The organism is Oceanicoccus sp. KOV_DT_Chl, assembly GCF_900120175.1.
GTDB lineage: Bacteria > Pseudomonadota > Gammaproteobacteria > Pseudomonadales > Dasaniaceae > Oceanicoccus.
This window is the reverse complement of record NZ_FQLF01000005.1, coordinates 781,965-801,622: the sequence shown is the minus strand read 5'-3', so window position 1 is coordinate 801,622 and position 19,658 is coordinate 781,965. Positions and strand designations below refer to the sequence as shown.

Genomic DNA, 19,658 nt, shown 5'->3' with positions numbered 1-19,658 from the left:
TCATGGAATTAGCAACCTTTACTGTTGGTAAGAAAAAAGCAACTGGTGCTGTTGAGGTATCAGAGGTGTCTTTCGCCAAAGAATTTAATGAGGATCTGGTTCATCAGGTCGTTACAGCGTATTTGGCAGGTGCTCGTCAGGGTACTCGTGCACAGAAGACTCGTGCCGATGTGTCTGGTGGTGGTAAGAAGCCATGGCGTCAGAAAGGTACTGGTCGTGCGCGTGCCGGTACTATTCGCTCGCCGATCTGGCGTTCTGGTGGTGTAACATTTGCTGCTCGTCCGCAGGATCATTCGCAAAAAGTTAACAAGAAAATGTATCGCGCTGCGATGCGTTCAATTCTTTCTGAGCTGGCCCGTCAAGAGCGTTTGATTGTGGTTGATGAGTTCGCCTTGAAGCAGCCAAAAACCAAGTTACTGGTAAAAGCGTTAAGTGGTTTTGGTTTGGAAGGCGCGCTGCTGATCTCAGAAGATGTTTCAGAGAATTTGTACTTGGCTTCACGTAATTTACATAAAGTAAATGTTGTGGATGCGGCGGGTGCGGATCCGGTCAGTTTAATTGCGGCGGATAAAGTGATTATCACTGTGCCAGCGCTGAAGAAGTTTGAGGAGTTATTAGGATGAATGCAGAAAGACTGTATACGGTTCTGAAAGGCCCTCATATATCTGAAAAAGCGGCTATGGGTGAGGATCAGGTGGTTTTTCGAGTGGCGGTTGATGCAACCAAGCTTGAAGTAAAAAAGGCCATTGAGAAATTATTCAAAGTAAAAGTCGAAAGCGTTCAGACTGTGAATGTAAAAGGCAAGGTAAAGCGTAACAAGTTCGGCTTGGCGGCAAAACCTAGCTGGAAAAAGGCTTATGTACGCTTAGAGCAGGGTCAGGATATTGACTTTGCGGTAGTGGATTAAGGGTTAAGAAAATGGCTATTGTAAAAGCTAAACCGACATCTCCCGGTCGCCGCCATGTAGTTCGCGTAGTTCACGCTGATCTGCATAAAGGTGCGCCTTACGCTCCTTTGCTGGAAAAGCAAAGCAAGAGCGGTGGTCGTAACAATAACGGTCGAATCACTACACGTCATATTGGTGGTGGTCACAAGCAGCATTATCGTCTAATTGACTTCAAGCGCAATAAAGATGGTATTCCTGCAAAGATCGAGCGTCTTGAGTACGATCCAAATCGTACTGCAAATATTGCTTTGGTTTTGTATGCCGATGGTGAGCGTCGCTACATCATTGCACCCAAGGGTGTAAGTGCTGGCGATGACATTATGTCGGGTGATGCATCACCAATTAAAGCAGGTAACACGTTGCCACTACGTAATATTCCAGTGGGTAGTGTGGTTCACTGTATTGAAATGAAGCCAGGCAAAGGTGCGCAGATTGCACGTAGTGCCGGTACTTCTGCTCAGTTAGTGGCACGTGACGGGCAATATGCCACGTTGCGTTTGCGTTCAGGTGAGATGCGCAAGATTTTATCAGAGTGTCGCGCCACATTGGGTGAAGTATCTAATAGTGAGCACAGTCTGCGTAAGTTAGGTAAGGCTGGCGCTTCGCGCTGGCGTGGTGTTCGTCCAACCGTTCGCGGTGTTGCGATGAACCCGGTTGATCACCCGCATGGTGGTGGTGAAGGTCGTACTTCTGGTGGTCGTCACCCGGTATCTCCATGGGGTATGCCAACCAAGGGTTATAAGACTCGTAAGAACAAGCGGACTAATAAGCTGATTGTTCGTAAGCGTAACGCCCGTTAAGCGTTATTCGATAGATTATAGAAAGCAAAAGACTATAGAGAGGAAGGTGCTGTGCCACGTTCACTAAAAAAAGGTCCATTTATTGATCTTCACTTGATGAAGAAAGTAGAGACCGCACTAGAAACTAACGATAAGCGTCCAATTAAAACCTGGTCGCGTCGTTCTATGATCTCTCCCGATATGGTTGGTCTGACAATCGCTGTTCATAACGGTCGTCAGCACGTACCGGTTTTTGTGACTGAAGATATGGTTGGTCATAAACTGGGTGAATTCGCTGCTACTCGCACTTATCGCGGTCACATCGCTGATAAGAAGTCGAAGCGCTAGGCTGGGTTTTTACAAAGGTAGAGAATGATGGAAGTTGCAGCAAAATTAACTGGCGCGCAAATATCTGCACAAAAAGTGCGGTTGGTTGCTGATCAGATTCGCGGCAAAGACGTTGAAGAGGCTCTGGATATTTTAGAGTTCAGTAACAAGAAAGCAGCGGATATTGTTAAAAAAGTTTTGAATTCTGCTATCGCCAATGCAGAGCATAACGAAGGTGCGGATGTTGATGAGTTAAAAGTATCCACCATCTTTGTTGATGAAGGTCGTACTTTGAAGCGTCTTCGTCCACGGGCAAAGGGTCGCGCGGATCGTATACTCAAGCGCGCTTGTCATGTCACAGTTAAAGTTAGCGATAGCGAAGACTAAGTAGGAGATGACCACATGGGTCAGAAAGTACACCCAACAGGCATACGTTTAGGCATTACTAAAGAGCATACTTCAATTTGGTATGCTGACGGTTCGGCTTATGCTAAAAACCTGATTAATGATCTTGAAGTTCGCGAGTACATTACTAAGCAGCTAGAAAGTGCTTCAGTAAGTCGCATAGTGATTGAGCGTCCAGCACAAACAGCGCGCATTACTATTCACACGGCTCGTCCAGGCATTATCATCGGTAAGAAAGGTGAAGATGTTGATAAGTTGCGTAAGCAGTTGACTCAGAAAATGGGCGTGCCTGTGCATATCAATATCGAAGAGATTCGTAAGCCTGATCTGGATGCCAAGTTGGTTGCCCAGAATGTGGCTGGCCAGCTGGAGCGTCGTGTAATGTTCCGTCGCGCGATGAAGCGTGTGGTTCAAAACGCAATGCGCCAAGGTGCTGAAGGTATCAAGATTCAGGTCAGTGGTCGTGTCGGTGGTGCTGAGATTGCGCGGACCGAGTGGTATCGCGAGGGTCGTGTACCGTTGCATACACTGCGTGCGGATATTGACTACTCTACTTATGAAGCGGCGACTACTTACGGCATCATTGGTGTCAAGGTGTGGATCTTCAAAGGTGAAGTTATCGGCGGGATTGAGCAGGTCGAGCCAAAAGGCAAAAAAGGCGCTGGCAACTGAGTCTAACGACGAAACGTTGCAGTACTAAAGATTTAGTTAAAAGAATTAAGGGTAAGGGTTCAGCAAATGCTACAACCTAAACGTACAAAATTTCGCAAGATGATGAAAGGCCGCAACTGCGGTTTGGCACATCGGGGCAGTAAAGTAAACTTCGGTGAATTTGCACTGAAGGCTACAGGTCGTGGACGTATTACTGCTCGTCAAATTGAATCGGCGCGTCGTGCCATGAGTCGTCACATTAAGCGTGGCGGTCAAATTTGGATTCGCGTGTTTCCAGACAAGCCTATTACCGGTAAGCCTTTAGAGGTTCGTCAAGGTAAGGGTAAGGGTAATGTTGAGTACTGGGTAGCCCAGATCAAGCCTGGCAAAATCTTGTACGAAGTGCAGGGTGTTAGCGAGGAATTGGCCCGCGAAGCGTTTGCTTTGGCGGCGGCTAAACTCCCGGTTGAAACCACATTTGTAAAACGGTCGGTAATGTAATGAAAGCGTCTGAATTGCGTGAAAAATCTGTAGATGAGCTGAATGTTGAGCTGCTGAAGCTGCGTGAAGATCAGTTTAAGCTGAATATGCAGAACGCTACGGGTCAGTTGGGTCAAACTCATCTGTTAAAAGAAACTCGTAAAGATATTGCACGGGTTAAAACTGTGCTGTCACAAAAGGCAGGTAACTAACAATGTCAGCAGAAAAACGTACTCGTACAGCCACTGGCAAAGTAGTCAGTGACAAGATGGATAAAACCATCACTGTACTGATCGAGCGTAAAGTAAAGCACCCGATCTACGGTAAATACATGATTCGTTCATCAAAGCTGCATGCTCATGATGAAAACAACGAATGCAAAATGGGTGATGTAGTCACCATTAGCGAAACTCGTCCACTTTCCAAGTTGAAAACCTGGAAGCTGGATAAGATTGAAGAGAGTGCCGCTCTGGTTTAATTCGCGCCTAATGCGCACCTGATAAAAATGTTTGTCAGGGCTCGATTGGAAGGTTTGGAGTAAAAGATGATTCAAACAGAATCGTATTTAGATGTTGCAGATAATAGCGGTGCACGCCGTGTTATGTGTATCAAAGTATTGGGCGGCTCACATCGTCGCTATGCGCGCGTTGGTGATTTGATCAAGGTTACCGTTAAGGAAGCCATTCCTCGCGGTAAAGTGAAAAAGGGTCAAGTAATGACTGCGGTTGTTGTTCGTACTAAAAAAGGTGTTCGTCGTGCAGACGGTTCCTTGATTAAGTTTGACGATAATGCGGCTGTAATTCTGAATGCCCAGAATGCGCCAATTGGTACTCGTATCTTTGGCCCAGTAACCCGCGAGTTGCGCGGTGAGAAATTCATGAAAATTATCTCTCTGGCTCCTGAAGTACTGTAATCAGTTATTCAGTTGAGAAGAGAAGCGAAGAGAGTTGGGGTTCAACATGCGTAAGATTAAGAAAGATGATGACATCATCGTCCTGGCTGGCAAAGACAAAGGTAAGCGCGGCAAGGTAGTCAATCTTGTTGGCGAGGATCGTTTGTTGGTTTCTGGTATCAATATGCTTAAGAAGCATCAAAAGCCAAATCCTCAGGCGAATGTTGCTGGTGGCATTATTGAAAAAGAAGCGCCGATTCAGATTTCAAATGTAGCAATTTTTAATTCTGCTACTTCGAAGGCGGATCGTGTAGGTTTTAAAATTGAAGGTGGTAAAAAAGTCCGCATCTTCAAATCTAACGGCGAACAGATCGACGCGTAAATCGTCCTTTCGTGGAAAGTAACAATTTACAGTGCCGACACAGAGCGAGCTGAGACAAGAAAATGGCTAATTTGAAAGAAGTTTACAACAACGAACTCCGCACCAAGCTAAAAGAAGAGCTGGGTCTGAGTAATATTATGGAAGTGCCCCGCTTAACTAAAATCACTCTCAATATGGGTGTTGGTGAAGCTTTAGGGGACAAGAAGATATTAGAAGCTGCTGTTAGCAATATGGAGCAGATCAGCGGACAGAAAGTCGTGGTAACCAAGGCGCGTAAATCAGTTGCAGCTTTTAAAGTGCGTGAAGGTTGGCCAATTGGTTGTAAGGTGACTTTGCGTGACGAGCGTATGTATGAGTTTTTAGATCGTTTGATCTCTATCTCCATTCCTCGGATTCGTGATTTTCGCGGTATTAGCCCCAAGTCATTTGATGGTCGTGGCAACTTCGCAATGGGTGTGACTGAGCAAATCATCTTCCCTGAAATAGATTACGACAAGATCGATAAGATTCGTGGTATGGATATTACTATCACCACGACTGCCCGGACCAATAAAGAAGGTCTGGCTTTGTTGAAAGCATTTAACTTCCCGTTTAAGGGATAAAGGCAAGGGTAATAGGTAAAAGTTATGGCAAAGAAATCAATGATTGCCCGCGAAGCAAAGCGAACTGCAACTGTTAAAAAATTTGCTGCTAAGCGTGCTGAGCTAAAAGCAATTATTAGCGATGTAAATGCTAGCGATGATGAGAAGTGGGCTGCGCAGATGAGTCTGCAAAAACTGCCACGTGATGCTAACCCCGTTCGTCAACAGCGTCGCTGTCAGGTAACGGGTCGTCCACACGGCGTTTATCGTAAGTTTGGTCTCTGTCGTAACAAGCTGCGCGAAGCTGCAATGCGTGGTGATGTACCTGGCCTGGTTAAAGCTAGTTGGTAAATACCGTTAAGGTATTACCGGTTGGTTTATTGACGAAAGTTTATTAAATAAAGTATTTGCAAGACCTGCAAAAGCTTTAGGAGCAAATATATGAGCATGCAAGATCCCGTAGCGGATATGCTAACCCGGATTCGTAACGCACAGATGGCTGGTAAAGCTACTGTTGTAATGCCGGCTTCAAAATTGAAGTCGTCTCTTGCTACTGTGTTACAAGATGAAGGCTTTATTGCCGGTTTCCATAACGAGTCAGTTGATGGCAAGCCTAGCTTGGTAATTGAGCTTAAGTATTATCAAGGTAAGCCGGTTATTGTTGAAATTGACCGTATTAGCCGTCCAGGGCTTCGTTCCTATGCGGGTAAAAATGATCTGCCTAAAGTACGCGGCGGATTGGGCGTGGCCATTGTTTCTACCTCCAAAGGTGTGATGACTGATCGCGCTGCACGTGCCGCTGGTATTGGTGGCGAAGTACTTTGTACCGTTTTCTAAAGAGCGGTCATTGCGACTGCCTTTTATTGAGAGTATGAGTTAAAGACTATGTCTAGAATAGCAAAAAGCCCAGTAGCCATTCCGGCGGGTATCCAGGTAAGCCTTGAAGGTCAACAACTGACTATTAAGGGTGCTAAGGAAACTTTGTCTTGGGGTGTGCACGAGAAGGTTGAAATTAAGCAAGAAGAGAATGAGTTACTGTTTTCTGGTCGTAATGATGAGAAGCAGGCTTGGGCTTTAGCTGGCACCACTCGCGCATTGGTTAACAATATGGTGATTGGCGTTACTACAGGTTTTGAGAAGAAGTTAGAGTTAGTTGGTGTTGGTTATCGTGTTAAAGCTGAAGGTAACACACTGAATCTATCTTTGGGTTTTTCTCACCCGGTGAATTACCCAGTGCCTGCAGGTGTTTCTGTTGAAACACCAACACAGACAGAAATTGTGTTAAAGGGTGCTGATAAGCAACAACTCGGTCAGATCGCGGCTGAAATTCGTGCCTTCCGTCCACCAGAGCCTTATAAAGGTAAGGGTGTTCGTTATGCAGGCGAGAATGTTCGTCGTAAAGAAGCTAAGAAGAAGTAATAGGTACTAGTATGAGCGACAAGAAAATATCAAGATTGCGTCGTGCTCGCCGTGCCCGCGCTAAGATGCGTCAGTTAGGCGTTAATCGCCTGAGTGTGCATCGTACTTCGCAGCACATCTACGCACAGATTTTAGGTCCCGAAGGTGACAAAGTATTAGCCAGTGCTTCTACGTTAGATAAAAGCCTACGTAGCGGCAGTACTGGTAATGCTGAAGCAGCTGCCAGTGTTGGCAAGTTGATTGCTGAGCGTGCTGTAGCTGCTGGCATCACTGATGTTGCTTTTGACCGTAGTGGTTTTAAATACCATGGCCGTATCAAGGCTCTGGCGGATGCTGCCCGTGAAGGCGGCCTTCAATTCTAAAGATCCAAAGTCAAGGTTTTTACAATGGCATTTAATGATTCGAAAAAACAGGATGATTCTGAAGGCTTGCAAGAGAAGCTGGTTCAGGTTAACCGTGTAGCAAAAGTGGTTAAAGGTGGTCGCATCTTTAGTTTTACTGCGCTGACAGTAGTTGGTGATGGTAATGGTAAAGTTGGATTCGGTCGCGGTAAGGCGCGTGAAGTTCCAATCGCTATTCAAAAAGCGATGGAAGCAGCACGTCGTAATATGATCGATGTTGATCTGAATGGTGACACTATTCAGTATCCGATCAAAGCCAACCATGGCGCTTCAAAAGTATATATGCAGCCTGCATCACAAGGTACTGGAGTAATTGCTGGTGGCGCGATGCGAGCAGTGTTGGAATTGGCGGGCGTTCATAACGTGTTGGCCAAGTGTTACGGCTCTACCAATCCGGTTAACGTTGTTCGCGCTACTTTTAATGCGCTGGAAAGCATGGCTTCCCCGGAACAAGTTGCTAACCGTCGCGGTAAGACTGTAGAAGAAATTTTAAATTAAGCAGTTAATCGTATTTACGACTGCTTGAACGCTTAAGGTTTTAGAAATGGCCAAGAAGACAATTAAAGTAACACAGGTTCGCAGCATTAATGGGCTTCAAAAAGGCCATAAAGCAACTGTTGCTGGCTTGGGGTTACGTCGCATTAATCATACTGTTGAAGTTGAAGATACACCTTCAACTCGCGGAATGATCAACCAAGTCAACTATTTAATTAGAGTTGAGGAATAATCATGACCGACGAATTACGTTTAAACACTCTGAGCCCGGCTCCAGGCCGTACGCACAGCTCCAAGCGTGTAGGTCGTGGTATTGGTAGCGGCTTAGGAAAAACAGGTGGCCGTGGTCACAAAGGTCAAAAATCTCGTAGCGGCGGACGTGTACGTCCCGGTTTCGAGGGTGGCCAAATGCCAATGCAGAAGCGCTTGCCGAAGTATGGTTTTAGTTCACGCATCTCTCGCGTTACTGCACAGATTCGTACCAGTGAGCTAGCAGCAGTTGCTGATGGCGTTATTGATCTGGATGCGTTAAAGCGTGCCGACTTAGTGGGTACTCATATTGAGCGCGCTAAAATCTTTTTATCAGGCGAGGTTACTACAGCTGTAACCATCAAGGGTTTGGGTGTGACTAAAGGCGCACGTGAAGCAATTGAGAAAGCTGGCGGTAAGGTTGAAGAGTAAATGAATACAGGGCTGCTACCCGGCGGAAAGCAATCTGGATTAGGCGAGCTTATGGCTCGCCTTCGTTTTGTTCTTATTGCCATAATTATTTATCGAATTGGTACACATATTCCCGTGCCGGGGATAAATCCGGACCAAATTGCAGCGATGTTTAACCAGAACCAGGGTACGGTTCTTGGTTTGTTTAATATGTTTTCTGGTGGTGCACTGGAACGTATGAGTATTCTGGCATTGGGTATCATGCCGTATATTTCATCGTCTATTATCATGCAGCTAATGTCTTCTGTTAGTCCGCAGCTGGAAGCATTAAAGAAAGAAGGTGAGTCTGGTCGTCGCAAGATTAGCCAGTACACTCGTTACCTGACGGTTATTTTGGCAACTGTGCAGGGTACCGGCATGGTAGTTGGCTTGGCCAACTCCGGTATGGCATACAATATGGGGTTGTCTTTTTACTTTATTGCGGTTGTATCACTGGTCACAGGTGCAGTATTTATGATGTGGCTGGGTGAGCAAATTACTGAGCGCGGTATTGGTAATGGTATTTCGCTGCTGATTTTTGCCGGTATTGTTGCAGGTTTGCCGGCGGCAATCGGGCAATCATTAGAGCAGGCCCGTCAGGGTGAAATCAATATTTTGGTATTGCTATTGATTTTGGCATTGGCCATAGCAGTGATTTACTTTGTAGTGTTTATTGAGCGTGGTCAGCGTCGAGTGACGGTGAATTATGCCAAGCGGCAGCAAGGTAACCGCATGATGCAAGGGCAGAAAAGCCACTTGCCAATGAAAGTAAATATGGCCGGTGTAATACCTGCGATCTTTGCTAGCTCATTACTATTATTTCCAGCTTCGATTGCGCAGTGGTTTGGGCAAGGTGAAGGGATGGAATGGTTACAAGAAATGTCATTGGCGATTGGTCCTGGCCAGCCATTAAATATTTTATTGTTTACCATCTTGATTGTATTTTTCTGTTTCTTCTATACGGCGTTGATGTTCAACCCGAAAGAAATGGCAGATAACCTGAAGCGTTCAGGTGCATTTTTACCAGGTATTCGTCCGGGTGATCAGACGGCGAATTATTTGGATGGCGTTATGACTCGCTTGACTATGTTCGGCGCACTGTATATCGCTTTAGTTTGTTTATTGCCACAGTTTTTGGTGGTGATGTGGAATGTCCCCTTCTATTTGGGCGGTACATCTCTGTTAATCGTAGTGGTCGTGGTTATGGACTTTATGTCGCAAGTTCAGTCACATCTTATGTCTCATCAGTATGAAGGCATGATGAAAAAGGCTAACCTTAAAGGCTACGGTAAAGGTCGCGGCGGTTAAGTCAGCGATTAAAAGTTTTAGTAATGTTTTATGGTTGTTTTCAGTGTTTGAACTCAGTGATAAAACCGGTTTTATTGTTTAGGTGAAGTGATATGAAAGTTCGTGCTTCTGTAAAGAAAATCTGTCGTAACTGTAAGGTTGTACGCCGTAATGGTGTTGTTCGTGTTATCTGTAACACTGAGCCACGTCATAAGCAGCGTCAAGGTTAAGTTCAGACGATAACGATCAGGTTGATTTTTAATTGATCTGGCGCTAAACTGTCGCGCCTTTTGACAGGGTGGTTGTTTTTAGGGCTCTTATCAGCGTATTTGTAATAAGAACTACTAAGGTAACCGAGCTGTAGTGGCAGTTCAGAGTGAGTCCAGGGTCGGGTTAATGAGTAAGTAACTGATTAACTTGTAACATCAGATCCTAGGGTAAACCAACAAAATTGGAGTAATTTAAATGGCTCGTATAGCTGGTGTCAACATTCCCGATCATAAGCATGCGGTAATATCGTTGACCTATATTTACGGTATTGGCCGTCCCACTGCCAAGCAGATTTGTGCTGCTTCAGGTGTTGCTGAAGATACTAAGATTAGTACATTGTCAGAAGAAGAGTTAGACGTGTTACGTGCTGAAGTTGGCAAGTTACAGGTTGAAGGTGACCTTCGTCGTGAAGTGTCTATGAACATAAAGCGTTTGTTAGATTTAGGTTGTTTTCGTGGCTTACGCCATCGTAAAAACTTACCTTTACGTGGTCAGCGTACCAAAACAAATGCCCGGACTCGTAAAGGTCCACGCAAGCCGATTCGTAAGTAAACATTACTTGCAGCGGTACTAGTGTAGCTACATCACTTTTGTAGCGATGATATTAGAGTAGGAAGAAGATGGCTAAAGACAAAAAGCCGGCCCGTAAAAAGGTCAAAAAGACAGTTGTGGATGGCATTGCGCATATCCACGCTTCTTTTAACAACACCATTGTTACCATCACCGATCGTCAGGGTAATGCCCTTAGTTGGGCAACTGCTGGTGGTTCTGGTTTCCGCGGTTCACGTAAAAGTACACCGTTTGCAGCTCAGGTTGCAGCCGAGCGTGCGGGTGTGGCAGCGCAAGAATACGGTTTAAAGAATCTCGACGTTGAAGTAAAGGGCCCTGGTCCTGGTCGTGAATCAGCTGTTCGTGCACTGAATAACTGTGGCTACAAGATTGGTAGCATTAATGACGTTACGCCGATTCCACATAACGGTTGTCGTCCTCCCAAGAAACGTCGCGTTTAATTTAAGAATACAGGAAAAAAGCTATGGCTCGCTATTTAGGCCCAACTTGTAAACTGTCCAGAAGAGAAGGTACAGACCTGTTCTTAAAGAGCGGTGTTCGTCCTCTGGACTCAAAATGTAAAGCTGAAACTGCCCCGGTGTTCATGGCGCTCGCCGTGGCCGTTTATCGGATTACGGTGTTCAGCTACGTGAAAAGCAAAAAGTTCGTCGTATCTACGGCATTCTCGAAAAGCAATTCCGTAATTATTATAAAGAAGCAGCTCGCCTTAAAGGCGCAACGGGTGAAAACTTGTTGCAGCTTTTGGAAAGCCGTTTGGATAATGTTGTCTATCGTATGGGCTTTGGCTCAACCCGTGCTGAGGCGCGTCAGTTGGTATCGCACAAGTCAATTTTGGTCAATGATAAATTGGTTAACATTGCCTCTTATCAAGTCCAGGCAGGCGATAAAGTATCAGTGCGTGAAAAGGCCAAAACTCAGTTGCGTGTTAAGCACTCAATCGAGCTGGCATCACAACGCGGTGATCTGCAGTGGATTGAAGTGAACTCTGGCAATATGGAAGGTACATATAAAGCAAAGCCAGATCGTGCTGACTTATCTTCTGAGATTAATGAAAACTTGATTGTTGAATTGTACTCCAAGTAATCGCTAACGATTACTTGAGCCATTCACCAATCCGAAAGACTATTACTACACAGGTGCCCCTATGCAGAGTGCAGTGAACGAATTTTTAACGCCACGCGTTATTGATGTAGACGAAGTAAACCCAACCCGCGCGAAAGTGACTTTAGAGCCTTTAGAGCGTGGTTTCGGCCATACTTTGGGTAACGCCTTGCGTCGTATTCTGTTGTCATCTATGCCCGGCTGTGCCGTGACTGAAGTTGAGATTGATGGCGTTTTACATGAATACAGTGCCATCGAAGGTGTGCAGGAAGATGTAATTGAAATCTTGCTTAACCTGAAAGGTGTTTCAATCTTGATGCACGGAAAAGACGAAGCCGTATTAACTTTGAGTAAAACCGGCTCCGGTCCTGTGACCGCTGGCGATATTCAAGTTGATCAGGATATTGAGATTGCCAACCCTGAACATGTTATTGCTAATTTAAATGAAGCCGGTTCATTGAATATGCGTTTAACCATTGCTCGTGGTCGCGGCTATGTACCTGCCGATGCTCGCAACAGTGATGAAGACGAAACCCGTAGTATTGGTCGCCTTCAATTAGATGCTTCTTTCAGCCCGGTGCATCGCGTTGCTTATGTTGTAGAAAGCGCTCGTGTTGAACAGCGTACCGATTTGGATAAGCTGGTTTTAGATCTTGAAACCAATGGGACTATCGATCCTGAAGAAGCTATCCGACGTGCAGCGACCATTTTACAGCAGCAGTTGTCAGTGTTTGTTGATCTTGAGAGTGAAAAAGAAGCTGCCCCTGTAGTAGAGGAAGATCAAGTCGATCCAATTCTGTTGCGTCCAGTTGATGATCTTGAGTTAACAGTTCGCTCTGCTAACTGTTTGAAAGCGGAAAATATTTACTACATTGGTGACCTTGTTCAGCGCACTGAAGTTGAATTGCTGAAAACGCCTAACTTAGGTAAGAAGTCACTGACCGAAATCAAAGACGTGTTAGCTTCGCGTGGTTTGTCTCTGGGTTTACGTCTGGACAACTGGCCGCCATCAAGCTTGAAGAATGACGATAAAGTCCTTGCTTCATAAGTAACGTTTTACAAGATTATTTTGGGCGGTTTGCGCCCTAGCAAAAAATAGGAAATAGAGTCATGCGTCATCGTCATAGTGGCCGCCAACTAAACCGTAATAGCTCACATCGTAAAGCGATGTTTCGCAACATGGTAAATTCATTAGTTGAGCACGAGCTGATTAAAACTACTTTACCTAAAGCTAAAGAGCTGCGTCGCTTTGCTGAGCCGCTAATTACTTTAAGTAAGAATGATTCCGTAGCTAATCGTCGGTTGGCGTTTGATCGCACCCGTGATAAAGCTGTTGTTGGCAAATTGTTTACTGATCTTGGTCCTCGTTACCAAGAGCGTCCAGGAGGCTATATCCGCATTTTGAAAGCGGGTTTCCGTACTGGCGATAAAGCACCAATGGCTTACGTAGAATTGGTTGATCGTCCTGAAGTGGATGATGTTTTTGAAGCAGATGAAGATTAAGATTTAGCCTTCAGGCGGTCTTAATCTGATAAAAAGCCGAGCTAAATGCTCGGCTTTTTATTGGCTTCTATTTTTTTCTATAAAGAGAAAATATTAGTCGCAGCGGCATGCGCTTTAATCAGATCACCATCTTCGGCCACTATAAAACCTTTGGCTACAGCGTCGTCAGTCGCGTTATTTACAGCGCGGATATAAGCTTCATTATCAGCGTATAGAGAGGATAAAGTGCTGCTATTAAATAACTGGGTAGTACCAAATAATCTACAAAAGCTACTACCATCCTGACCGGTCCCGGAAAAGATCGCTATCGGCGCGTCTACATAAGGGCTGCGAATACCGCCTTTTACATTACCCAGAGTATCGAATAAGAAATTATTATCATCAATAGTGGCTAACCGGTCAGCTGACGGGGGTACAGTGCCATCAATTATCCATTGATTGAGAGCTGAAAATGCGGCCTTGGTAATAAAGTGCTGCGGACCAGCGTTAACCGGTTTGGCGCAGTCTAAAAAGCCAGGAACTGGTGAGCTGTTTTCGATAACGGCAGCGATAGCCGGGTTGTTGCCAATATCTAAAAAGCCAGTGACCGCAGTGTATAGGTCTGCGTGAGCTGTCCCCGCTGCTTCCCAAAGTCGAAAGCTGTCGCTGTCGTTTTGTCTGTTATTGAAAGAGCCGAGTAAAAAAATATCAGTTTCTGTTTGTAGCATTAGCACTGGCTTGTTTAAGTCCTCGCGAATATATACCGCATCCGGAGTGGGAATATCTGCTTGAGGAGATTGTGATAACGCGGCACTGCCACCCAGCCGGCTATGAATAAAGAATCCATCATAAACATCGTAAGTATTGCCGAAACTATTGGCGTACGTCATTAACCGATGGGCGGACTGAGATTCGCCGGCGGCTATTAGCCGCTGTGGGTTTAAACGACCTAAGGGGGCGATGGCTTTCGGGTGTTTTATTGCCTGCGCGATTTGTGCATAAATATCGTAAGAGAAACTATCGCCGGGGTGGATAAGGTCGCCATAGCGAGAGGCATTGTTGTCTTTTAAATGGTTAATGCCAACAGCTTGCGAGGATGCCGCCACCCAGGCATAGCCGCGACGGATAAATTCAGTGTGCGCCAAGCCCCATTCTGGAGCGGACTCAAAGCCAGCACTGACATTGGGCCATTCCACCACTACCGTGCCATTAAAATCTGCAGGACTGATAGGGCGATACACTATAATGCGGGTGGTAAATGCGGCTTGATCAGCTGCCTCTACTTGCCATTCTCCACTGGGGTGAAGCTCGTTGACATTGCGATAGCTGTTGGCTGTACCGGAAATAAAATACTCCGCTTGTTCGTAGCCAACAGACTCTAAACTAAAGAATGTACTAACTAAGGTAGGGGTGCCTGTTATTGGCCCTTCAATCGTGGCAGTTGCTGGTTCTTCTACATCTTTACTGTGGTGACGGTTGCAGCCGCTGATGATTGCCATATTAATGCTCATCAAGCCCAGTAAGAGAAGCAAGAAATGCTTTTTCATTATTATTACCTCGCGGAATCGGAGTGCATTTTCTGTAGGTATGCATTGTTATTGTTTGGGTAATTGCTTTGGTAAAGGTTAACACCGGGAGTCGGGTGCTGAATAATTATCATTGGTTAATAATTGAGCTTATTACTTCTCGAGGCGGTATAAAAGCCAAAAACTTCCCCGTAAGTCAGGGTGTTAATAGCCGCGTTTGAGATCGACAATATTCAATAATTTATCGCCCTGGAGATAGCGTCGTAAGTTTTCTTGATACAAAAGAAAGTTTCGCTGAATCGCGGATTTGGAAAACCCGGCAACATGGGGAGTGATAATCACATTATCCATTTGCCAGAGCGGGTGGTCTGAGGGAAGTGGTTCGGGTTCGGTAACATCCAGACCGACGCCTGCTAATTGGTGGGATGTTAGCGCCTTGGTCAGTGCGGTGAGGTCAGTAGTTTTCCCGCGCCCGACTGAAATGTAATAGCTACCAGGCTTGAGTGCTGCCAAGAACTCAGCGTTGATTACATTTTCAGTTGCGCGCGTGTAAGGAAGAGCATTGATAACAACGTCAGCTTGTTCAGCCAGCTTAAGCATCTCGTCAGCCAAGCCAACATAATCGACATACTCTGGTCCTTTGCGACTGGAGTTGCGGGTGGCAATGACTCTCATCCCAAGACCGTGTGCACGCTTGGCTACTTCGGTACCAATGCCTCCCAAGCCTAAAACGAGTAAAGTTTTTTGATTGATGTCGGTGCTGGTGAGTTGTGTGGGGCGTTGCCATGTTTGTTGCATTTGTTGGCGCTGGTATAAAGGTAGTTGGCGTGTCAGTGATAGCATCATCGCGATGGCGTGTTCGGCGATCACTGGAGACGCCATATGTTGGGCGTTGGTGAGAATAAAATCCTGTTGGGTAATGCCGGTGGTGCTGGTGCATTTTTCTGCGCCTGCGCTGAATTGTTGGATCCACACCAGTTTAGGTAGCAAGGATAATAATTGCTGATTGCACCAGCCAAATACAACATCAGCTTGCTGTAGATAGGCAGGTGGTTTTTCCTGTGCTGACGGTTGGTAAGTACTGAGTGGAATGTCACCAGCGATTTGTTGCAATGCGGTGACCAAGGGAGTGGACATGGCTGCAAATTCTGGTGGTACTACCACCACAATGTGATTAGGTTTTTGCCAGCGTGGGTGTTCGCGACTGGCGGTGTTATGTTCTTGCAGTCGCAATGTCGCAATCATTTGCTGTGCTGCTGCTGACGGTTTAGTTAGATCTGAATCGGGGTTTGATGCTAAGCAAAGGTGCATGCTTAGCAGCAGTACCAGTGTGAGGCAGAAGCGTAAAAACATAGCTAACTCCAAAAAAATCGGTTATTTAAGCATAGGCTTTAAAAAGCGTCCGGTGTGTGATTGTTTGTTTTTGGCGATTTGCTCGGGCGTGCCGGTGGCAATAATCTGGCCGCCGCCACTACCACCTTCGGGGCCAAGATCGACAACCCAGTCTGCAGTTTTAATCACATCCAGATTATGTTCGATAACGACAATGGTGTTGCCGTGATCGCGTAGGCGATGTAAAACATTCAGTAATTGTTGTATATCATGAAAGTGTAAACCGGTGGTAGGTTCATCCAAAATATACAGTGTTTTACCTGTGTCGCGTTTGGAAAGCTCTTTGGATAATTTTACTCGCTGCGCTTCACCGCCGGATAAAGTAGTAGCAGCTTGGCCTAGACGAATATAAGACAGACCGACATCCATCAGCGTCTGCAGTTTTTTTGCAATTGAAGGAATATTTTCAAAAAAACTGTTGGCATCTTCGATAGTCATATCCAGTACTTCGTGGATGCTTTTGCCTTTATAGCGTATCTCCAGTGTTTCACGATTGTAGCGCTTGCCTTTACAGATATCACAGGGTACATAAATGTCAGGTAAAAAGTGCATTTCAACCTTGGTGACACCATCGCCCTGACAGGCTTCGCAGCGGCCACCCTTAACATTAAAGCTAAAGCGACCGGGTTTGTAACCGCGCGAACGTGCTTCGTGGGTGCCTGCAAACAATTCACGCACCGGGGTAAAAATACCAGTGTAGGTAGCGGGATTTGAGCGCGGTGTGCGACCGATAGGGCTTTGATCAATGTCGATGCATTTATCGACTAACTCAAGGCCGCTTATGTCCTCATAGGGTGAGGGCGTTAAAGTGGAGGCGCCATTTAATTCAGTAGCGGCTAGTGGATATAGAGTGCCGTTAATGAGTGTGGATTTTCCTGAGCCGGACACACCGGTAATGCAGGTCATTATTCCCAGCGGAATTTTGAGCGTCACGTTTTGCAAATTATTGCCGGTGGCGCCGCTGAGAACCAATTGTTTTTCAGTATCGAAAGCCGTGCGATTGGCGGGTATGGGGATAGACTTTTTCCCCGATAAATACTGCCCGGTTAAAGAGTCTTTAGACTTAATAATATCTTGATAGCTGCCCTCTGCGACCACCCGGCCACCGTGAATGCCGGCACCTGGGCCGATATCAATAATGTGGTCAGCTAAGCGGATAGCTTCTTCATCGTGTTCCACCACAATAACAGTGTTGCCAAGATCACGTAAATGATTAAGGGTTTTGAGTAAACGTTCGTTGTCGCGTTGATGCAAACCGATCGAGGGTTCATCAAGTATATACATCACGCCAACCAAGCCTGCGCCAATCTGGCTGGCTAAACGGATACGCTGGGCTTCGCCGCCGGAAAGAGTTTCTGCGCTGCGGTTAAGTGTCAGGTAATTTAATCCCACGTCGACTAAAAAGGTAAAGCGGTCGCGTAATTCTTTTAATATTTTTTCAGCGATCTTTCCCTTGCTGCCAGTGAGTTTTAATTTTTCAAAATAGTGCAGGGCCTCGCCAACAGGCATAGCGACGATAGAAGGGAGGTCCCGATTTTTTATAAATACATGCCGTGCCTCGCGCTTCAGGCGTGTACCTACACAGTCGGGACAGGGCTGTGTGCTTAAAAATTTAGCCAGGTCCTCGCGTACCATTTGTGAGTCAGTATCACGATAGCGTCGCTCCATATTAGGCATAATGCCTTCAAATTTATGGGTGCGCTGAAAAACATCGCCACGATCATTAACATAGCTGAAGTTTATTTTTTCATTTCCGGACCCCTGCAAAATTATTTTCTGATGCTTTTTACTGAGCTTGTTGAACGGTTTGTCGATTTCGAATTGGTAGTGCTCAGCGAGTGACTTCAGCATATGAAAATAATAGACGCTGCGTCTATCCCAACCACGAATAGCGCCTTCGGCTAAACTGGATTCAGGGTGTAGTACTACTCGGGATTGATCAAAAAAAGATTTTACTCCTAAACCATCACAGCCTTCACAAGCACCTGCGGGGTTGTTAAAAGAAAATAGGCGAGGCTCTAGTTCGCTTATGCTGTAGCCGCACGTAGGACAGGCAAACAACGCAGAAAACACGATGTCACCGTGTTCGCCATCCATATAGCTAATGGTCGCGGTGCCGCTAGTTAATTCGATGGCGGTTTCAAAGGATTCAGCCAAGCGCAGTTTTAAATCTTCTCTGACTTTAAATCGATCGATTACAACTTCAATAGAATGTTTTTTATTTTTTTCCAATTCCGGAACATCGTCCAGATCCACCACTGTGCCGTTGATGCGCGCCCTGACAAAACCGTTAGCGCGCAATTGTTCAAATACATGCAAATGCTCACCTTTGCGTTCTTTCACAATCGGCGCTAGCAGCATGAGTTTGCTGCCTTCGGGTAATGCCATTACTGCATCGACCATTTGACTAATGGTTTGGGCTTCCAGTTTGATGCCGTGGTCAGGGCAGCGGGGTTCGCCGACACGGGCATAGAGCAGGCGTAAATAATCGTAAATTTCAGTGATTGTGCCAACGGTGGAGCGAGGGTTGTGGGAGGTGGATTTTTGCTCAATAGATATTGCCGGTGATAAGCCCTCGATGTGGTCAATATCAGGCTTTTCCATCATCGACAAAAATTGGCGTGCATAGGTGGATAGCGATTCTACATAACGACGCTGCCCTTCGGCATACAAGGTATCGAATGCCAGCGAAGATTTTCCGGAGCCGGATAGGCCGGTAATGACTACCAGCTTGTCTCGAGGGATATCGAGGTCTATGTTTTTAAGGTTGTGGGTGCGTGCACCCCTGACCAGAATGGTATCCATTTATGTGTTCCTAATTACAGCTGTAGGCAATGCCGCCCCTGCAACGGGCGCAGCGAAACAGAGTATTATAATTGGCTGAGCGGACAGTAGGCAAAGTGCTTGTCATTTATTTTCTTACGTTAATACTGCCTAAGTGGTTTATTGGTCGTAGGTTTGATTGTAAGCGTTGGTGAAAGTACTTTGTCGGCTAGCCTTGTTTGGGTTCACGCGGTATAGTTCAGTCACTTAGCTGTAACTAAAATATTGTATGAACTCTGGAGATCACCATGGCCCGCGGCGTGAATAAAGTCATCTTAATTGGCAACCTGGGGAATGACCCCGAACAAAAGTCCATGCCCAATGGCAATGCGGTTACCAATATTACGGTGGCGACATCAGAAAGCTGGAAAGACAAGCAGACCGGGCAGCAGCAAGAGCGAACCGAGTGGCATAGAGTGGTGTTTTTCAATCGTTTGGCGGAAATTGCTGGTCAGTATTTGAGCAAGGGGTCCAAGGTTTATTTAGAGGGTTCTTTACGGACTCGTAAGTGGCAGGATCAGAGCGGTAATGACCGTTATACGACTGAAATTGTCGCCAATGAAATGCAAATGCTGGATAGTCGTGGTGCCGGGCAGCAAGCTGGCGGTTACCAGAGTGAAGGTTATTCAGCACCTCAACAGCAGGCACCTCAACAAGCCCGCAGCAAGCGCCCCAGCAGTCACGTCAACAGCCCCGCCCCAGCAAGCCGCAGCACCGGCCGGTAATTTTGATGACTTTGACGACGATATC

At 46.0% G+C, this 19,658-nt stretch carries 29 protein-coding genes and 1 pseudogene; 27 read left to right on the top strand and 3 right to left on the bottom strand.

All coding sequences use genetic code 11. The features are described 5' to 3' along the window. Positions 1–2: 2 nt before the first annotated feature. From rplD to rplQ, 26 genes and pseudogenes are all read left to right on the top strand, one after another. A complete protein-coding gene (gene rplD / locus UNITIG_RS21030) occupies positions 3–623 on the top strand; it encodes a 50S ribosomal protein L4 (protein WP_101760292.1) in 621 nt (206 codons plus the stop codon). Then, positions 620–907: a 50S ribosomal protein L23 gene (gene rplW, locus UNITIG_RS21025; protein WP_101760291.1), complete on the top strand. Its 288-nt coding sequence runs from the start codon at positions 620–622 to the stop codon at positions 905–907. Before rplD ends, rplW begins: the two co-directional genes overlap by 4 nt. Before the next feature lie 11 nt (positions 908–918). Beyond that, on the top strand, positions 919–1,746 hold the full coding sequence (rplB, locus tag UNITIG_RS21020) for a 50S ribosomal protein L2 (RefSeq protein ID WP_101760290.1): 828 nt from the start codon (positions 919–921) through the stop codon (positions 1,744–1,746). 51 nt (positions 1,747–1,797) lie between these two features. Further along, on the top strand, positions 1,798–2,073 hold the full coding sequence (rpsS, locus tag UNITIG_RS21015; RefSeq protein ID WP_101760289.1) for a 30S ribosomal protein S19: 276 nt from the start codon (positions 1,798–1,800) through the stop codon (positions 2,071–2,073). Between the two features lie 27 nt (positions 2,074–2,100). Next, entirely contained in the window at positions 2,101–2,439 is a 339-nt protein-coding gene (gene rplV, locus UNITIG_RS21010; protein WP_101760288.1) for a 50S ribosomal protein L22, read from the top strand. A 15-nt stretch (positions 2,440–2,454) separates the two neighbouring features. Continuing rightward, complete coding sequence (rpsC, locus tag UNITIG_RS21005) at positions 2,455–3,129, top strand: 30S ribosomal protein S3 (RefSeq protein WP_101760287.1); 675 nt, start codon at positions 2,455–2,457, stop codon at positions 3,127–3,129. 66 nt (positions 3,130–3,195) lie between these two features. Beyond that, on the top strand, positions 3,196–3,609 hold the full coding sequence (gene rplP, locus UNITIG_RS21000; RefSeq protein WP_101760286.1) for a 50S ribosomal protein L16: 414 nt from the start codon (positions 3,196–3,198) through the stop codon (positions 3,607–3,609). Beyond that, positions 3,609–3,800 carry a 50S ribosomal protein L29 gene (rpmC, locus tag UNITIG_RS20995; protein WP_101760285.1) on the top strand — a complete coding sequence of 64 codons (192 nt, stop codon included), beginning with the start codon at positions 3,609–3,611 and terminating at the stop codon, positions 3,798–3,800. Before rplP ends, rpmC begins: the two co-directional genes overlap by 1 nt. A gap of 2 nt (positions 3,801–3,802) precedes the next feature. Further along, positions 3,803–4,066 (top strand): 30S ribosomal protein S17, encoded by a 264-nt coding sequence (gene rpsQ / locus UNITIG_RS20990; RefSeq protein ID WP_101760284.1) that lies wholly within the window; start codon positions 3,803–3,805, stop codon positions 4,064–4,066. Positions 4,067–4,132: 66 nt separating this feature from the next. Next, entirely contained in the window at positions 4,133–4,501 is a 369-nt protein-coding gene (gene rplN, locus UNITIG_RS20985) for a 50S ribosomal protein L14 (protein WP_101760283.1), read from the top strand. 46 nt (positions 4,502–4,547) lie between these two features. Continuing rightward, positions 4,548–4,862, top strand: a complete 315-nt coding sequence (gene rplX / locus UNITIG_RS20980) for a 50S ribosomal protein L24 (protein ID WP_101760282.1) — start codon at positions 4,548–4,550, stop codon at positions 4,860–4,862. 62 nt (positions 4,863–4,924) lie between these two features. Next, positions 4,925–5,464, top strand: a complete 540-nt coding sequence (rplE, locus tag UNITIG_RS20975; RefSeq protein ID WP_101760281.1) for a 50S ribosomal protein L5 — start codon at positions 4,925–4,927, stop codon at positions 5,462–5,464. 24 nt (positions 5,465–5,488) lie between these two features. After that, a complete protein-coding gene (rpsN, locus tag UNITIG_RS20970) occupies positions 5,489–5,794 on the top strand; it encodes a 30S ribosomal protein S14 (protein WP_101760280.1) in 306 nt (101 codons plus the stop codon). A gap of 90 nt (positions 5,795–5,884) precedes the next feature. Then, entirely contained in the window at positions 5,885–6,280 is a 396-nt protein-coding gene (gene rpsH, locus UNITIG_RS20965; RefSeq protein WP_101760279.1) for a 30S ribosomal protein S8, read from the top strand. Between the two features lie 48 nt (positions 6,281–6,328). Next, positions 6,329–6,862, top strand: coding sequence for a 50S ribosomal protein L6 (gene rplF / locus UNITIG_RS20960; RefSeq protein ID WP_101760278.1), 534 nt, complete (start codon positions 6,329–6,331; stop codon positions 6,860–6,862). Positions 6,863–6,873: 11 nt separating this feature from the next. Beyond that, complete coding sequence (gene rplR, locus UNITIG_RS20955; RefSeq protein ID WP_101760277.1) at positions 6,874–7,224, top strand: 50S ribosomal protein L18; 351 nt, start codon at positions 6,874–6,876, stop codon at positions 7,222–7,224. Positions 7,225–7,248: 24 nt separating this feature from the next. Beyond that, positions 7,249–7,761: a 30S ribosomal protein S5 gene (rpsE, locus tag UNITIG_RS20950; protein ID WP_101760276.1), complete on the top strand. Its 513-nt coding sequence runs from the start codon at positions 7,249–7,251 to the stop codon at positions 7,759–7,761. 46 nt (positions 7,762–7,807) lie between these two features. Next, positions 7,808–7,990: a 50S ribosomal protein L30 gene (rpmD, locus tag UNITIG_RS20945; protein ID WP_101760275.1), complete on the top strand. Its 183-nt coding sequence runs from the start codon at positions 7,808–7,810 to the stop codon at positions 7,988–7,990. A 2-nt stretch (positions 7,991–7,992) separates the two neighbouring features. Then, positions 7,993–8,439, top strand: a complete 447-nt coding sequence (gene rplO / locus UNITIG_RS20940) for a 50S ribosomal protein L15 (protein ID WP_101760274.1) — start codon at positions 7,993–7,995, stop codon at positions 8,437–8,439. Further along, positions 8,440–9,765: a preprotein translocase subunit SecY gene (gene secY, locus UNITIG_RS20935; protein ID WP_101760273.1), complete on the top strand. Its 1,326-nt coding sequence runs from the start codon at positions 8,440–8,442 to the stop codon at positions 9,763–9,765. A 92-nt stretch (positions 9,766–9,857) separates the two neighbouring features. Beyond that, entirely contained in the window at positions 9,858–9,974 is a 117-nt protein-coding gene (rpmJ, locus tag UNITIG_RS20930) for a 50S ribosomal protein L36 (protein ID WP_101760272.1), read from the top strand. Positions 9,975–10,209: 235 nt separating this feature from the next. Further along, positions 10,210–10,566: a 30S ribosomal protein S13 gene (rpsM, locus tag UNITIG_RS20925; protein WP_101760271.1), complete on the top strand. Its 357-nt coding sequence runs from the start codon at positions 10,210–10,212 to the stop codon at positions 10,564–10,566. A gap of 68 nt (positions 10,567–10,634) precedes the next feature. Continuing rightward, a complete protein-coding gene (gene rpsK / locus UNITIG_RS20920) occupies positions 10,635–11,024 on the top strand; it encodes a 30S ribosomal protein S11 (RefSeq protein ID WP_101760270.1) in 390 nt (129 codons plus the stop codon). Positions 11,025–11,047: 23 nt separating this feature from the next. Continuing rightward, positions 11,048–11,667: pseudogene (rpsD, locus tag UNITIG_RS20915) on the top strand (30S ribosomal protein S4). 61 nt (positions 11,668–11,728) lie between these two features. Continuing rightward, the gene (rpoA, locus tag UNITIG_RS20910) at positions 11,729–12,733 is read left to right on the top strand and encodes a DNA-directed RNA polymerase subunit alpha (protein WP_101760269.1); all 1,005 of its coding nucleotides are present in this window, start codon (positions 11,729–11,731) and stop codon (positions 12,731–12,733) included. 62 nt (positions 12,734–12,795) lie between these two features. Next, positions 12,796–13,188: a 50S ribosomal protein L17 gene (rplQ, locus tag UNITIG_RS20905; protein ID WP_101760268.1), complete on the top strand. Its 393-nt coding sequence runs from the start codon at positions 12,796–12,798 to the stop codon at positions 13,186–13,188. A 77-nt stretch (positions 13,189–13,265) separates the two neighbouring features. Here the strand turns inward: rplQ and UNITIG_RS20900 are convergent, their stop codons facing one another. The 3 genes from UNITIG_RS20900 to uvrA form a co-directional block, all read right to left on the bottom strand. Beyond that, complete coding sequence (locus UNITIG_RS20900) at positions 13,266–14,714, bottom strand: alpha/beta hydrolase domain-containing protein (RefSeq protein WP_101760267.1); 1,449 nt, start codon at positions 14,712–14,714, stop codon at positions 13,266–13,268. A 183-nt stretch (positions 14,715–14,897) separates the two neighbouring features. After that, positions 14,898–16,046: a D-2-hydroxyacid dehydrogenase gene (locus UNITIG_RS20895; RefSeq protein WP_101760266.1), complete on the bottom strand. Its 1,149-nt coding sequence runs from the start codon at positions 16,044–16,046 to the stop codon at positions 14,898–14,900. A gap of 21 nt (positions 16,047–16,067) precedes the next feature. After that, the gene (uvrA, locus tag UNITIG_RS20890; protein ID WP_101760265.1) at positions 16,068–18,890 is read right to left on the bottom strand and encodes an excinuclease ABC subunit UvrA; all 2,823 of its coding nucleotides are present in this window, start codon (positions 18,888–18,890) and stop codon (positions 16,068–16,070) included. A 266-nt stretch (positions 18,891–19,156) separates the two neighbouring features. On the opposite strand from uvrA, the gene ssb reads away from it, so the two are divergent. Next, positions 19,157–19,633, top strand: coding sequence for a single-stranded DNA-binding protein (ssb, locus tag UNITIG_RS20885; protein ID WP_101760264.1), 477 nt, complete (start codon positions 19,157–19,159; stop codon positions 19,631–19,633). Positions 19,634–19,658 lie beyond the last annotated feature (25 nt).